Source organism: Citrobacter sp. Cpo090 (assembly GCF_030332665.1).
GTDB classification, from domain to species: domain Bacteria; phylum Pseudomonadota; class Gammaproteobacteria; order Enterobacterales; family Enterobacteriaceae; genus Citrobacter; species Citrobacter portucalensis.
On record NZ_JAOWHK010000025.1, the window covers coordinates 1,522,347 to 1,537,818 of the forward strand.

Genomic DNA, 15,472 nt, shown 5'->3' on the forward strand with positions numbered 1-15,472 from the left:
GGGAGAGGGAAATCATAACTATGATGCACACAACGCACACACCACTCACTCTCGCAGAGCACACGCTGCACATTGTCGAGTTCGATCCCGACAGCTTCCATGAGCACGACCTGCTCTGGCTCCCCCACCACTCTCAGCTTCTGTCCAATGGACGTAAGCGTAAAGCTGAGCACTTAGCAGGGCGTATTGCCGCAGTACATGCATTACGTGAATACGGTATCAAAACCGTACCCGGCATCGGCGCGCAACGCCAACCGCTGTGGCCACAAAAGTTGTTTGGCAGCATCAGCCACAGTGCATCAACTGCGCTGGCGGTGGTATCGACGCATCCCGTCGGGCTGGATATAGAAGCTATTTTTACGCCACAAACCGCTGTTGAGCTGACTGACGGTATTATCGATAACCACGAACGACCAATTTTGCATCATTCTGAACTGCCCTTTCCGCTCGCCTTAACTCTGGCATTCAGCGCCAAGGAGAGCCTGTATAAGGCGTTTTCCACTCAGGCATCCGGATTACCAGGTTTCACCAGCGCAAAAATCACCGCACTCACGACTCAGCAATTAACATTGCAAATCATGCCATCATTTTCGCCTAACCTCGCCGGGCGAGAAGTCAACGTTCATTGGCGGCAACGCGACCGCCAGGTCATTACGCTGTGCGACGTTAATTTTTAACGAACTCACCAATCGCCAGATAGGTGGCTTTTGCTTCCTGCAGGACTTTGTCCTCCAGCATTAGATAAGCATGCGTCATCCCAGGAAAGTGAACATGCTGTACGGGTATCCCCTCAGCTTGCAGTCTGGCGACAAAAGCAAAATCTTCATCCCGCAACGGATCCAGCCCACCACTGAAGACCAGAGTGGATGGAAAATCCTGGTTCAGCGGCAGATAAAGCGGAGACGTCTGTTTGCGATCTTCTCCATTACGGAAATACTGCTGAAAATACCAACGTATTTTGCTTTCATCCAGTAGCTTTCCTGTGCCGTTCTCCTGCACCGACGGCCAGTTCAGCGTGTAGTCCAGGCTCGGATAAATCAGCACCAGGCGATGAATAAATCCTGGTTGTTCGCGGGAAAAGTAGGCCGCCAGCGTCGCGCTAAATGCACCGCCACCGCTGTCGCCAATAAGCGTGAGCTGGCGAGCGTAAGGAATATGCTGACTATCGAGCAGCGACCAGATGTTTTCTATTACGGCTTTAGCATCGGAAAGACCAGCCGGATACGGGTTTTCTGGTGCACGTCGATAATCAACCGAAACTACGATATTTCCTGTCGCCATCGCCAGATGGCGGGCAACCGGGTCGTACACCTCCACTGAACCACTCAGATGCCCACCGCCATGGATAAACACCACCACCTTCGGCTCTCCGGTCAGTGCCGGGCGATAAATCCGTACCGGGATGCGACGCTCTCCGGTATCCACGTCAGCATTAATAATCGCCGCCATCGGTTCTGAGGTGGACACATTTGCTTTTGTCAGCGCGGCTAACCCTGCTCTTGAGCTGAGCGTGTCGTAGCAGGGGTTGGGATTGCGAGATTGTGCAGCGAGAAAATCAGCCAGAAGCGCGGGCGGAGTTTGCGTCAGCGAGCCGTTTTCCTGTTGCCAGCGCTGTTGATAACCTTGCTGTTGCATCTGTACAGTCTCAGCGTTGGCAGTCTCACAGGAAAAGCACTCTGCCATCGACTGGCGTTGCCGCCCGTGTTCATCAAAGTTCTCCGCGGCCAGCCAGCGCTGTAAAACGGCGTCACACTGGGGCCATTCACTATCAATCATTGATAACCAGTCGCTGTCACGATTACGCCCCTTGCGCACAATCTTCTGGCGAAAGCGTCCTTCGAAGATAAACCCAAGGCGTTCCGCTGCCCGACGGGAAGCGGTGTTCAGGGAATCGCATTTCCACTCCACGCGACGATAGCCCAACGCAAACGCCTGGCGCAGCAGCAGCCAGATGCATTCGGTGCCGAGAACCGTATTTTTCATACGCGGTGACCAGGTCACATGACCAATTTCGACCGAACCGTGCTCCCGTTCAATCGCCATAAAGCACACCAGTCCGACGGCTCGGCCTGAACGCTGTTCAATGACGGCATAGGGAACCAGAGATGCATCCGTGGATTTTCCCTGTACCCAACAAGCTGCGGCCTCAACGCTTGTGGGGCGAGAGCTTGCAAGCCAGGTCCAGTCGCGATCGTCTGGCGCCTGCGCGTAGGCATCAAACAGATCGGCGGCATGGCTGTCGGCATCCAGGGGAACCAGTCGACAATATTGCCCTATAAGCGTTTCCCGTGGCAGTACGGCAGCGCCATTCCAGTCCGGCACAACATCGCCGACGGTCTGCCCATAAAGATTTATTTCCGGCACGATTCAACCCCAGTTGCGAAGTAAAAAATAGTTATAACACCGGCCATTACACCTTCAAAGCGTCGCCTGGGTGATTTTGACGACGAACAGAAAATCAACAGCCCTTCTATACTGATTAAAAATCAATGCTGAAGAGAACCCTATGCCACTACCCGATTTTCATGTTTCCGACCCTTTCACGTTAGGTATTGAACTGGAAATGCAGGTGGTCAATCCTCCGGGTTACGACCTGAGCCAGGATTCTTCCCGGCTGATTGACGCCGTAAAACCGCTGCTTACCGCCGGGGAAGTGAAGCACGATATCACGGAAAGTATGCTGGAGATGGCGACCGGGGTTTGTCGCAATATCGACCAGGCGAGTGCTGAATTATCCGCCATGCAGCAGATAATTACGCGAGTTGCTACAGAGCACCACCTCGCCATTTGTGGCGGAGGGACTCACCCGTTTCAAAAATGGCAACGTCAGGAAGTCTGCGATGACGAACGCTATCGACGCAACCTGGAAAATTTTGGCTATCTTATCCAGCAGGCGACGGTGTTTGGCCAGCATGTGCATATCGGCTGCGCAAACGGCGATGATGCCATTTACCTGCTACACGGCCTTTCGCGATTTGTTCCCCATTTTATTGCGCTCTCTGCCGCTTCACCTTATATGCAGACGTCCGACACGCGGTTTGCCTGCGCGCGGCTGAATATTTTCTCCGGATTTCCCGATAATGGCCCGATGCCATGGGTGAATAACTGGCAGGAATTCGAGGGGTTATTTCGTCGACTGGCTTACACCAGCATGATTGATAGTATTAAAGATTTACACTGGGATATCCGCCCCAGCCCACACTTTGGCACGGTAGAGGTTCGGGTAATGGATACGCCGCTGACCCTTGATCATGCGGTCAATATGGCAGGGCTTATTCAGGCTACCGCCCACTGGTTACTCACCAAACGTCCGTTCAAACACCAGGAGCGTGATTACCTGTTATATAAATTCAATCGCTTTCAGGCCTGTCGCTTTGGTATGGCGGGAATCGTCACCGACGTCAATACCGGTGACGGCTGCCGCCTGTCAGAAGACACATTGCGACTACTGGAGAATATCGCTACCTCAGCAGATAAAGTAGGCGCAATCAGCGCGATTGAAGCTATACATCTGCAGGTTAAAAATGGTCATGATGAAGCACAAAACATGCGTGACTTTGTCGCCGAAGGTGGGTCACTGAGTGGTCTGGTGAAAAAACATTGTGAGATTTGGGCGTGGTAGTAAGCGGGGAATTTGCGTTGCCCGCAGAGATCCCGGACAATGGCTTTTTAACTCAAGTTTAACAATGTCATGAAACACCCGCTTGAATCACTGATGACCGTCGCAGGGATCCTGCTACTGGCTTTTTTGTCTTGCCTGCTGCTGCCCGCCCCCTCGCTTGGCCTGGTGCTGGCGCAAAAACTCGTCGCCATTTTTCATCTGATGGATCTCAATCAGTTTTATACTTTGCTGTTTTGCCTGTGGTTTTTACTGCTGGGCGTGATTGAATATTTGGTGCTGCGCTTCATCTGGCGGCGCTGGTTCTCGCTGGCGGATTAGGCCCGCGAGAACCCTCTGCTGCTAATGCGTTCGGCTATGATTTTCTTTACGATAAGCGCCCGGCGGCTGGCTGAACGTACGGGTGAAAATACGCGTAAAGGTCTGCTGCGAATCGAATCCGTATTTTAAACAGATGTCGTACACTTTCTGGTCGGTATCGCGTAGATCGCGCGCCGCCAGCAGCAGCTTACGTTCGCGGATGTAACGCCCGAGACTTTCGCCTTTGTACTGCATAAAAAGACGCTGCAGGTGCCATTTTGAATATCCCGCATGGCGTGCAATATCATCAATGCGCAATGGTTGATTCAAATTATCATCAATCCATTCAACAATCGTATCAATTACCTGAGCAGAAATCGTCATCATGCTCTCCCCTGTATTCATTGAGTCACCTGTTGCCACCAGGCCGTAAACGGTTGGTCCGGTTCGGACAGTATTACCGGTTCGCCCAGCATTGGCGTCAGCAGTCGGTATTCCTGATGACGGCTGGCAAGCGCCAGTCGTTTGTAAGGATCATCCCAGGTATGTTTAGCCAGAACGAAACGGCCGGCATGCCCTGGCAACACGGCTTTCGCATGCAGATCTGCCGCAGCCTGTGCCGTCTCTTCCGGCATCATGTGAATAAACTTCCAGTCCTGGTCATACTGACCGTTCTCCATAATCGCCAGATCAACCGAGCCAAACTGCTCACCGATGGCTTTAAAATGCGGTCCATAGCCGGAATCGCCGCTGTAATAAACGTTCTGCTCCGGCGTTTCGAACATGAAGCTCGCCCATAGCGTTTGGTTGCGCTTGATACCGCGTCCAGAGAAATGACGGGCGGGCAGCACATGAACGATCAGCGAATCCGTCACTCTGACGGACTGATTCCAGTCCCGCTCTTCGATTATCTCGCTGCGCATTCCCCAGTAACGCAGATGTGACCCGACGCCAAGCGGCGTAATCACGCGCTTAATTTTTGGCATTAGCGCCTTGATAGTGGCGAGATCCAGATGGTCATAGTGATCATGCGAGATGATGAGCAGATCAATCTCCGGCATCGTCTGCGCAGTCCATGGATAATCACCGGCAAAGGCCTTGTTCAGGAACGAGAACGGTGCGGCATAATTGCTGAACACCGGATCAATCAGGATACGTTGACCCGCCAGCTGTAAATACCACGAAGAATGGCCCAGCCAGACCAGGGTATCCTGCTGCGACGAAAGCCCGGCGAGATCGGTCGCCACCATAGGTAGCGGTTGTGCTGGTCGTGCATTTTCACGCTTTGCGACCAAAAACTCCCACCAGGCCGCCAGCATACCTTTGTTGCCGGTATAGCCCGGTGTCGGCACCTGGTTATGAAACTGTCCATCACGATAGTGCGGTGACTGTTCAACCTGACTCAGTTGTGCCCCTTGCGGTGCCTGACCAAACCCGGCATTAAATACAAACGGTAAACTTGCAGCTGCGGCAATAAGCATAATAACAACCACACAAACTGTGAGACGCTTCATATCCTGACCTTAAACGCGCCCCCTTTCCGTTGGTTTGCGCGACTGACTCTTGATTATGAGTGAGTAAGCACTCATTATAGAAATCGAAAGTTCTCCGTCAAGATGATTTTCAATCTTTGACATTCGCCGTTGCGGCGCAGCAGAGGCCGTGATTCAATCATGTTTTTTACAGACTTAAGGGTAAAGTGTAGTGGCTCGTCCGAAGAGTGAAGACAAAAAACTGGCATTACTGGAAGCTGCAACCACAGCATTTGCACAGTCAGGAATTGCGGCGTCTACCGCCGTGATAGCCCGCAATGCAGGGGTTGCGGAGGGAACGTTGTTTCGCTATTTCGCAACCAAAGATGATTTGATCAACGAGCTTTACCTCTTTTTGAAGCAAGACCTTTGTCAGTCGATGATGGCAAATCTGGATCGCTCAGTGACCGATGCCAAAACTATGACTCACTACATCTGGAACAGCTACATTAGCTGGGGCCTGAACCATACCTGCGGGCATCGCACGATTCGTCAGTTGGCGGTCAGCGAGAAAATAAGCAAAGAAACCGAACAACAGGCTGACGATATGTTCCCGGAACTACGCGATCTTTGTCATCGTTCCGTACGACCCGAGTTTATGTCTGACGAATATCGCGCCTTTGGTGACGCGCTGTTTCTTTCTCTGGCAGAGACCACCATGGAGTTCGCCGCCCGCGACGTTGCCCGCGCAAATGACTATATTTCGATGGGGTTTGAAGCCATGTGGCGCGCACTGACCCGCGAGGAACAATAATGGACGGCCAGACTCTACCTGCCTGTGCGAAACGTCTTGCGCTTGAACTGCCTTTTACCGAACACTGCTGGCCATTCGGCCCGGAATACGATGTCTTCAAGGTTGGCGGTAAAATTTTTATGCTGGTCACGGAGCTTCGCGGATGTCCGCTTATTAACCTGAAATCCGATCCGCAAAAATCACTGTTAAACCAGCAGATCTACCCCAGCATTAAGCCCGGCTATCACATGAATAAAAAGCACTGGATTTCGGTCTATCCAGGCGACGACATTACCGAGTCATTACTGGCAGAGCTGGTGAATGATTCCTGGCACCGCGTCGTCGACGGCTTGCCGAAGCGGGATCAAAAACGCCTGCGTCCAGGTTGATTTATCGCTAACCCCGATAAGTGTTTTTGCATTTTCCTGTCTTATCTTTTTCCTGCTAACCCTGTACCCTGCTGAAACAAAACGCACCCGCAGGGTATGGAAAATCACCAGGAGTAGTTATGGATATTGTTTCTGTCGCCTTAAAACGTTACTCCACTAAGGCATTCGATCCGAATAAAAAACTGACCGCTGAACAGGCCGAAAAATTAAAAACGCTGCTGCAGTTTAGTCCGTCCAGCACCAACTCTCAGCCGTGGCACTTTATTGTCGCCAGCACTGACGAAGGTAAGGCGCGTGTGGCCAAATCCGCAGCCGGCGGTTTTGTATTCAACGAACGTAAAATGCTGGATGCTTCCCACGTCGTGGTGTTCTGCGCCAAAATGGCGATGGACGATGCGTGGCTGGAACGCGTGGTGGATCAAGAAGAGAGCGATGGTCGTTTCGCCACGCCTGAAGCTAAAGCCGCAAACCATAAAGGCCGCACCTTCTTTGCCGACATGCATCGCAAAGAACTGAAAGATGACAACCACTGGATGGCAAAACAGGTATACCTGAACGTCGGTAACTTCCTGCTGGGCGTTGCGGCGATGGGCCTGGATGCTGTGCCGATCGAAGGCTTTGATTCAGCGGTCATGGATGCAGAATTTGGCCTGAAAGAAAAAGGTTTCACCAGCGTAGTGGTGGTTCCGGTGGGTCATCATAGCGTAGAAGATTTCAACGCCGCGCTGCCGAAATCTCGTCTGCCGCTGGAAACGACGCTGACAGAAGTCTAATCCTCCGCATTTGCATAAGCTCCGCACAGCGGTCATCATAGACCGCTGTTTATTAAGGAGACGTTATGCAGGAATTGATATCTCAGGTAGAAGAACTCGGCATTGAAATAAATCACACCACCTCGCTGGTGATGATTTTTGGCATTATTTTTATCACCGCCATTATTGTTCACGTTATTTTGCACTGGGTGGTACTACGCGCATTTGAAAAGCGCGCCAACGCCAGCTCCCGCCTGTGGCTACAAATCATCACGCAGAACAAGTTATTTCACCGGCTGGCATTCACCCTGCAGGGTATCATTGTCAATATACAGGCCGCACTCTGGCTACAGAAAGGCAGCGAAGCCGCAGAAATATTAGTGACCTGCGCACAGCTGTGGATCATGATGTACGCCCTGCTGTCCCTGTTTTCCCTGCTGGATGTTATTCTCAATCTGTCGCAAAAACTCCCTGCTGCATCGCAACTGCCGCTAAAAGGCATATTCCAGGGCATCAAGCTAATCAGCGCAATTCTCGTCGGAATATTGATGATTTCCCTGCTGATTGGCCAGTCACCAGCAATACTGATAAGCGGCTTAGGTGCAATGGCCGCCGTGCTAATGCTGGTATTTAAAGACCCGATTCTCGGTCTGGTGGCCGGAATACAGCTCTCCGCCAACGATATGTTAAAGCTTGGCGACTGGCTGGAGATGCCGAAATACGGCGCAGATGGTGCTGTTATCGATATTGGCTTAACCACCGTCAAAGTGCGCAACTGGGATAACACCATCACCACGATCCCCACCTGGTCACTGGTATCAGACTCTTTTAAAAACTGGAGCGGAATGTCGGCTTCAGGCGGTCGGAGAATTAAACGCAGCATCAGCATTGATGCCACCAGCATCCATTTTCTTGATGAGGATGAGCGTCAGCGACTGCATAAAGCTCACCTGCTGAAACCGTATTTAACCACACGTCACCAGGAAATAGACGAGTGGAATCAGCAGTTAGATGCGCCTGAATCGGTATTGAATCACCGCCAGATGACCAATATTGGCACCTTCCGCGCTTATCTGAACGAATATTTGCGTCATCATCCGCGTATTCGCAAAGATATGACATTAATGGTGCGTCAGCTTGCGCCAGACGATCATGGTTTACCGATCGAAATTTATGCCTTTACCAATACGGTGGTCTGGCTGGAATATGAAAGTATTCAGGCTGATATCTTCGACCATATATTTGCCGTGATCGAAGAGTTTGGCTTGCGCATTCATCAGTCGCCAACCGGAAATGATATTCGCGCGCTGTCAGGCGCGTTTCAGCGTTAATCGGTAATATGAAGAAAGAACCGATCTCATCACCCGGATGAGATCGGTTAGGTATTAGCGGGACTTACGACGCAGCAGTTTGAAGGCCACAAACAGGAACAGGATCCACACTGGCAGCAGGATAGCTGACAGGCGCATCTCATCCATCGTACACATCAGCACCAGAATCATGCCAAGGAAAGCAATACACAGGTAGTTCCCTGCCGGATATAGCAGTGCTTTAAACTGCGTGTCACGTCCCTTACGACGCATCGCCGCCCGGAATCGCAGATGTGCCAGGCAGATCATAATCCAGTTCAGCAGCAGCGTCGCCACCACCAGCGCCATCAGCAGGCTAAAGGCCTTTTGCGGCAGTACATAGTTGATGAGTACCACCAGCGACGTAATAGCACCGGAAAGGATCAGTGAGTTCACCGGTACGCCGCGACGGCTAACGCGGGTTAAGAACTTCGGCGCGTTACCCTGAACCGAGAGACCAAATAGCATACGGCTGTTAGAGTAGACACCACTGTTATACACCGACAGCGAAGCCACCAGGATGACAAAGTTCAGCGCAGAAGCCACCACGTTACTGTCAAGATTATGGAAAATCATCACGAACGGACTGCTGTTGGATTTCACTTCCACCCACGGGTACAGCGCCAACAGCACCACCAGAGAACCGATGTAAAACAGCAGAATACGGTACACCACCTGGTTTACCGCCTTTGGAATACTTTTCTGCGGATCCTGCGCTTCTGCGGCAGTAATTCCGATAAGCTCCAGCCCGCCAAAGGAGAACATAATCACCGCCAGCGACAGGATTAATCCGTTCCAGCCGGTAGCAAAAAAGCCGTTGTAACGCCACAGGTTATCGATGCTTGCATGTTCCCCGCCGTTACCGGAAAACAGCATCCACACACCAAAACCAATCATGCCGATAATAGCCAGCACTTTAATCAGCGCGAACCAGAATTCCGTTTCGCCATACAGGCGTACGTTGACCAGATTGACGGCGTTGATGATCACAAAGAATGCCGCGGCCCAAATCCAGGTCGGGACATCAGGCAACCAGTACTGCATGTAGATCCCGGCAGCTGTCAGTTCCGCCATGCCGACCAGCACAAACATCACCCAGTAGTTCCAGCCGGAGAGAAAACCCGCGAACGGTCCCCAGTATTTATAGGCAAAATGGGCAAAGGATCCGGAAACGGGTTCTTCCACTACCATTTCGCCCAGTTGACGCATAATCAAAAAAGCGATGATCCCGGCAACGCCGTAACCCAGTAACACCGCAGGTCCCGCCATCTGAATAGCCGGGCCAATGCCCAAAAACAGGCCGGTACCAATTGCGCCGCCCAGCGCAATTAACTGAATATGGCGGTTTTGCAACCCTCGTTGAAGCGTCGGCTCGTTCGTCGACGCGGCATCAGACACGCTGGTGTCAGATGCAGTTGACGCGTTTTTCACGCCCTTCCCCTGTGTGGTTTTTATTGAAGGGGCTTCTTTTAACATTTCAACCTGGTTGTCGCAAGGCGCAATCGATTGGATGCGCCGGGCTTCCTTGCCCAACGCACCGAGGCTCGGGAGAAAAATCAGAAGTCGTAACTGACGGAAACCTTCAGCGTGCGTGGCTCACCCTGGAACAGATAAGTCCCGGTATCATCAATACCTGACCAATAATTCTCGTTGGTGACATTATCCACCCCTGCACGCAAAATCATCTGATTCTGGTTTTGATTGAGTGACATACGGTAACGCACACCTAAATCCAGTGTGGTAAAACTGTCGAGTTTCTTGGTATTTGCCGCGTTGGCATATTGAGCACCAGAATGGTTCAGCCGCGCCGTCGCGGTGAGTCCTTCAACAGGTTTAATATCATATTCAGCACCCAGCACGGCATAGAAGTCCGGTACGCCGATTGCCGTCTTACCGTCGTTGACACCGTTTTGATTTTTACTGAGCGTCGCATCCAGCCACGTTGCACTGGCGTTCAGCCGCAGTCCTAACATCGGCTCACCAAAAACATTCAGCTCTACGCCACGATTACGCTGCTCGCCGTTGATTGCGTAATAGCGGGTCTGGCTATCCAACTGTGCGACCGGCATTTTGATTTCAAACAGCGCCAGTGAACCGCCTACACGTCCAAAGTCTGTTTTAACCCCAATCTCATTCTGTTTTGCATGGATGATTCCGGTGCTTTGACCGTAGTTCACCGCACTGCTTGGCGCGGTGCTGCCTGGCTGTAGCGATTCGGTATGGTTCGCGTAAAGAGAAAGTTCCTGCCACGGCTTATATACAACTCCGTACGTCGGCATCCAGCGGCTGTCGTCAAAACTGTTCTTAACGTTTTCAGCGCCAGTTTCTTTGTTGTAATCACGCACCACGACCTTTTGGTGGCGCGCGCCGACGGTAAACAGAAGCTGATCATCAAGCACACCCAACGTATCGCTGAGCAACCACCCCTGACTACGCGTACGCCCACTGGTTAGCGGATCGCTATAGTTGCCCCCCGTCGCCGTCACCGCCGGTTTTGGTACACTCTGTGTATCGTAGATATTGACGTCCGGGCGCGCGGCTCGTGACCCCATGCGCCAGGCGATTTTGTCTTCTTTAGTGACGGCGGAATAACCTACGTTAACCTTATGCGACACAAAACCCGTATCAAAATTCCCGCGCAGTCCTGCCATCCCGCTGAACGCATCAATAATACGATTGGTATCAAGGCGTCCGGCTTTCGCATCACCGGCCTGGTTGTATATTTCCGGGGCACTGTACAAGCCAATCTCATGCGCGTGTTGCGCACCTAAACCGGCATAAGCGGTCCAGTTATCGGTCAGATCATATTCCGTACGCGCCATACCGAACTCATTCTCAATATCGCTATAACCCCATCTCTGGCTATAGTTGTGCGTATTTTTCGGTAGATCGGGGACAAATGGCACATAGTAAATATTGATCCCCATGTTGCCACCGTGAAACGTCTTTTTCTGATAACCAACGTCTAATGAACTGCGGAAACGGTCGCCACGGTAATCCAGTCCCAGCGATGCCAGCGTGGTACGACGTTTATCGTCGTCAACCGCCCCCTCCCCTTCACGATGCAACAGATTCACACGGGCACCGAACTGGTTATTGTCACCAAAACGGCGTCCGGCATCGAGCGACGTTCCCACCTGTGAGTCACTGGTGTAATCCATACCGAGGCGTGTGATCGGCGTATCGTCTGCATGCTTGGGTTCAAGATTAATCATTCCGCCAACGCCGCTACCGGCAGCGCCATTGAGTAATCCATTCGCGCCTTTAAAGATTTCAACGCGATCGATCATCTGCGTATCCACCACCTGACGCGGCAGCACACCGGATAGTCCACCAAAGGTCATATCATCGCCGTCAAGTTTCAGACCGCGAATCCGGTATGTCTCTGCATAGTTACCGTAGCCTTGTACCGCCTGCACGCTCGCGTCATTGGCGACAACATCGGCAACGGTCTTAGCTTGCTGATCTTCGACCAGTTTTGAGGTGTAGCTTATAACGTTAAATGGTACATCCATGGCATTTTGCTGACCAAGTATCCCCAGCCTGCCGCCATTAGCAACCTGGCCGTCGAGAAAAGCAGGCAGTAACGTATCGCCACCGGGTTTAAAATCACTTCTCTCGGCAGCCTGGACCACAATGGTCTCTTCCGCTTCTGTGGGAGTCTCAGCAGCATTCACGGTGCCGGAAAGCGCGCCAATAGTAGCGGCCAGCACAGTTTTTCTCATTAAGTGTGCGTATGTTTTAGTGTTGTCCATAGCCATGCCATTAAAAGTCTGACGACGTTGCCGGAGAGCCCCCGGCAACATGTTGTTATTATTTATTCAGATCGATACGCACCACGTTATCTGGCGCAGAGGTGGAGTGGTCTTTATTAAATTTTTGTTTCACGGTGACAAACAGGGTTTGCCCATCCGCCGAGAGCAGCAGGCTGTTAGGGTTAGGCGGTAAATCCCAGCTTTTCTTCACGCTGTAATCGGTCGCATTCAAGCTGAGCAATTTCCCTGAATCACGCTGGGTAATATAGATTTCGTTGCGTTTTGCGTTAAATTTCACCGCCAGCGAATCACCCACATCCAATTTTTTCAGCAGCTTACCGGTATGGATATCCAGCACCAGGGTGGTTTTCGCTTTTGAGTTGTCGGTGACAAACAAGCGACCCGTTTGTGCGTCCTCCGCCATATTCAGCAGCAGCGCAGGTTGTTCCCCCAGCGGTTTCCAGCGTTTTTCTACGCGCTGATTACGCGGGTTGATGACGAGGATTTCACCGCCGCCGTTAGCTGCATAAATTCGCTGCGTCAGGTCTGAATAATGCAGTCCGGTCATCCATTTACCCGTATTCTTAATGCGGGTTTTTAGCTTCAGGGTTTCAGCGTCAACTACCCAAATCACCGCCGGATCCGCCACGGCGCCAATATAGAGCAAGCCGTTATGCAGCAGCACCTGGCGCGCGCCATACGGGAAACCTTCTGGGTTACGTTCCGGGAACAGTACGCGATTTTTCACTTTGCCGTCAGCGGTATTCAGCGCGCTCAGGCCACCATCCAGTGAGTTGGTGACATACACCGTTTTACCGTCCGGCGAGATAGCCATACCAAAGTTTTTCATATCGGTATGACTCAAGCCGAGCGTTTTAAGCGTCTTCGGATCCAGCTTATAAACCACGCCGCCCTGCACATCTTTAAATCCTTCGGCGCTGGCAACGTACAACGCATCCCCTGCCGGGCTAAGCGCCATTTCATATAATCCATCCGCCAGCGCGCGTTGCTGCACATCACTGACGGCAGGTTGCGCTGTTTTTTCCGTAATGCTGGCGTTGCTGGCTGGCGTGGTATGCGCCGCACAACCGCTTAACGCCGCAGCAATCAGCAATGCCAGCGCGGATGTTGTTTTTTTCATTGTCGGGATCCTTACCAGAAGTAATACAGGGAGTTAATAACAAAAGAGAATGAGAACTATACGCATTATCTTTATTGAATCAAGAATAATTACCCGATAGTAAAAAACATGAAACAGAGGTTTAAAGATGCAGACAGGTGCGCGCGACTTCCGGTTTTTCATAATTACAGTGAATTATTCTGGACGAAAAGGCATCGCAGGCCACAGAATGCGCTTTACTGTTTTTCTAACATTTTCAAACGGGTGAACCTGTTGTACTTCAGCCACTCGTTTTTTAGCCAGGCCAGGCAACGACCGTCATGAATAAGATCATCAAACGACTGGAAATCGTCAAAAGCGCTATTGAACTGGAAGATGAGGAGATTATTTTCCAGCAGGTGGCACATCTTAAAAATGAGCCTTTGTCAGTCGTACCGGTCACCATTGTGCAGGCGATCGAAGAACGACGCTTTAGTGATGCCCTGCGTGAAATCTCGGCCTGGCTGCAATCTCAACGAGCAGTCTCTACGTGGCAGGATCCAGCCATTGCCGCCAGTAAGCTGGAACTCAAAGCGCTCGAAACACAGCTGCGTGACCTGATCGATAAGCGCAACACGCGCATTCAAATCCTCGATGATTTCAACGATCTGTATCACCTTCGTCTTGGACCGCTGATGAGCCGCATTCTCGAACTGCGTAAACAGCTCGCCGCAAGCGCCCAGCGCAAACAGGAAGCGGAGCGAAAACGCCGGGAAAAAGACTATCAATCCTGTCAGCACTATATTTCCCAGGCAGTTGATCAACTGGCCAGGCTCAAGCAGCACTGGATGAACCAGAATTCAGATTCGCGCGAATCGGTGGAAACACGCCAACGTATTCAGCAGCAAACGGAACTGATTACCGCCCTGCTGGCGGAGATTCGTGAGCTGGAAAACGACTTCTCTCGCCAGGACGACAGCGCAACCCGCCAGGCACAGGAAGAGGCCAGCCATGAATATGATGAATATCAGGAGCAGCAGCAGGATGCACGGCATCGTTTTAGCCGTGACCAGCGACTTTCCTCTGATGAACGTAATGAGTTAAAACGCCTGTGGCGTCAGGCCAGCCGTCTTTGCCACCCGGACGTGGTAGCCGATGATCTGAAAGAGAAAGCGCATCAGATGATGGTGCAGCTTAACCAGGCACGCCAAAATGCCGATCTTGCCGCCGTCCGGGCGCTACTGACTCAATTGCAAAGCGGCCTCGAACCGATGATGGCGAGCGATCGATTGAACGATTTGCAGCATTTACGTAGCAAAATACAACAGCTCAGAGAACAAATTAACGCGCTGCTCAAAGAGATTACCGAACTGGAAGCTGAGAACGCCTGGCGGCTTGCCACCTCCGTGACAGATAAAGAAGCCTACTTCTCCGATCAACAACGGGCGCTTACGGAAATCCGCAATACACTGGAACAGCAGGTTCATCAGGTTGAACAGGAACTGTTGGCGGGCTAAGTGCTATCAGCAATAGCAATCAGAAAAAATAACCTCTTCAAGTGAGTTTTTGAAATTAAGCACAAAAAGCTAAAAATAGGGTAATTCCCTAAAAATTCAACAATACTAAGAATTATCAACTTGAATACTCGAGTTTCAGGTCGATAACTGCAAATCTAGCGATATTTCTCTCTTCCCCCTGACACCCCTTCTCTTTGTCCTGGTCTTGATTAAGAATTCTCCTGGTCACCAGTCATCCCATTAAGAAAAACGGTTATCCTTCTGAAATATAAGAATTTCCATATAAACCCCCTCCCAACTGGATAGGAATATCCTGTCTTTATAGAAATCACTCAATCATTATTCACGTGATCCATAAGCGAAATCTATCAATCATTTACACAGAGCTGAAATAAACGATTTATCTTAAATTTTAACAAAGTGTAAT

Annotated in this window: 14 protein-coding genes and 1 pseudogene; 8 read left to right on the top strand and 7 right to left on the bottom strand. The window is 51.3% G+C overall.

The annotated features are described in order from the left end of the window. Positions 1–23 precede the first annotated feature (23 nt). On the top strand, positions 24–677 hold the full coding sequence (gene entD, locus OGY83_RS10060) for an enterobactin synthase subunit EntD (protein WP_286635917.1): 654 nt from the start codon (positions 24–26) through the stop codon (positions 675–677). On the opposite strand, the gene OGY83_RS10065 is transcribed toward entD, so the two are convergent. Together OGY83_RS10065 and OGY83_RS10070 are read right to left on the bottom strand one after the other, a co-directional pair. After that, complete coding sequence (locus tag OGY83_RS10065; protein ID WP_353622045.1) at positions 667–1,683, bottom strand: alpha/beta hydrolase; 1,017 nt, start codon at positions 1,681–1,683, stop codon at positions 667–669. The two genes, entD and OGY83_RS10065, sit on opposite strands and share 11 nt — an antisense overlap. After that, positions 1,675–2,364, bottom strand: a pseudogene (locus OGY83_RS10070) (GNAT family N-acetyltransferase); the annotation flags it as partial. The pseudogene OGY83_RS10070 and the gene OGY83_RS10065, both read right to left, overlap by 9 nt. Before the next feature lie 142 nt (positions 2,365–2,506). Here OGY83_RS10070 and OGY83_RS10075 point away from each other — a divergent pair. Beyond that, the gene (locus tag OGY83_RS10075) at positions 2,507–3,622 is read left to right on the top strand and encodes a YbdK family carboxylate-amine ligase (RefSeq protein WP_286635791.1); all 1,116 of its coding nucleotides are present in this window, start codon (positions 2,507–2,509) and stop codon (positions 3,620–3,622) included. 69 nt (positions 3,623–3,691) lie between these two features. Further along, positions 3,692–3,940 carry a DUF1158 domain-containing protein gene (locus OGY83_RS10080; RefSeq protein WP_008784044.1) on the top strand — a complete coding sequence of 83 codons (249 nt, stop codon included), beginning with the start codon at positions 3,692–3,694 and terminating at the stop codon, positions 3,938–3,940. A gap of 21 nt (positions 3,941–3,961) precedes the next feature. Here OGY83_RS10080 and OGY83_RS10085 read toward each other — a convergent pair whose 3' ends face one another. Continuing rightward, entirely contained in the window at positions 3,962–4,303 is a 342-nt protein-coding gene (locus OGY83_RS10085) for a RamA family antibiotic efflux transcriptional regulator (RefSeq protein ID WP_003021996.1), read from the bottom strand. A 17-nt stretch (positions 4,304–4,320) separates the two neighbouring features. Beyond that, positions 4,321–5,433: an MBL fold metallo-hydrolase gene (locus OGY83_RS10090; protein ID WP_286635792.1), complete on the bottom strand. Its 1,113-nt coding sequence runs from the start codon at positions 5,431–5,433 to the stop codon at positions 4,321–4,323. A gap of 190 nt (positions 5,434–5,623) precedes the next feature. Here OGY83_RS10090 and OGY83_RS10095 point away from each other — a divergent pair, with 190 nt between their 5' ends. From OGY83_RS10095 to OGY83_RS10110, 4 genes are all read left to right on the top strand, one after another. After that, positions 5,624–6,205, top strand: coding sequence for a TetR/AcrR family transcriptional regulator (locus OGY83_RS10095; RefSeq protein ID WP_079936980.1), 582 nt, complete (start codon positions 5,624–5,626; stop codon positions 6,203–6,205). Next, positions 6,205–6,573, top strand: coding sequence for an MmcQ/YjbR family DNA-binding protein (locus OGY83_RS10100; protein WP_079936981.1), 369 nt, complete (start codon positions 6,205–6,207; stop codon positions 6,571–6,573). The genes OGY83_RS10095 and OGY83_RS10100 overlap by 1 nt, the downstream gene beginning before the upstream one ends. A gap of 119 nt (positions 6,574–6,692) precedes the next feature. Beyond that, positions 6,693–7,346 carry an oxygen-insensitive NAD(P)H nitroreductase gene (gene nfsB / locus OGY83_RS10105; protein ID WP_286635793.1) on the top strand — a complete coding sequence of 218 codons (654 nt, stop codon included), beginning with the start codon at positions 6,693–6,695 and terminating at the stop codon, positions 7,344–7,346. Between the two features lie 65 nt (positions 7,347–7,411). After that, positions 7,412–8,656: a mechanosensitive ion channel family protein gene (locus OGY83_RS10110; protein WP_079936982.1), complete on the top strand. Its 1,245-nt coding sequence runs from the start codon at positions 7,412–7,414 to the stop codon at positions 8,654–8,656. A 54-nt stretch (positions 8,657–8,710) separates the two neighbouring features. Here OGY83_RS10110 and pheP read toward each other — a convergent pair whose 3' ends face one another. The 3 genes from pheP to OGY83_RS10125 all read right to left on the bottom strand — a co-directional run bounded on the left by pheP (position 8,711) and on the right by OGY83_RS10125 (position 13,570). Further along, positions 8,711–10,105, bottom strand: a complete 1,395-nt coding sequence (gene pheP, locus OGY83_RS10115; RefSeq protein WP_008784036.1) for a phenylalanine transporter — start codon at positions 10,103–10,105, stop codon at positions 8,711–8,713. A 125-nt stretch (positions 10,106–10,230) separates the two neighbouring features. Then, complete coding sequence (locus tag OGY83_RS10120; protein WP_502873088.1) at positions 10,231–12,399, bottom strand: TonB-dependent receptor; 2,169 nt, start codon at positions 12,397–12,399, stop codon at positions 10,231–10,233. 88 nt (positions 12,400–12,487) lie between these two features. Further along, on the bottom strand, positions 12,488–13,570 hold the full coding sequence (locus OGY83_RS10125; protein WP_286635795.1) for a YncE family protein: 1,083 nt from the start codon (positions 13,568–13,570) through the stop codon (positions 12,488–12,490). A gap of 299 nt (positions 13,571–13,869) precedes the next feature. Here OGY83_RS10125 and OGY83_RS10130 point away from each other — a divergent pair, with 299 nt between their 5' ends. Further along, entirely contained in the window at positions 13,870–15,045 is a 1,176-nt protein-coding gene (locus tag OGY83_RS10130) for a coiled-coil domain-containing protein (protein WP_286635796.1), read from the top strand. The last annotated feature ends 427 nt before the right edge of the window (positions 15,046–15,472 follow it).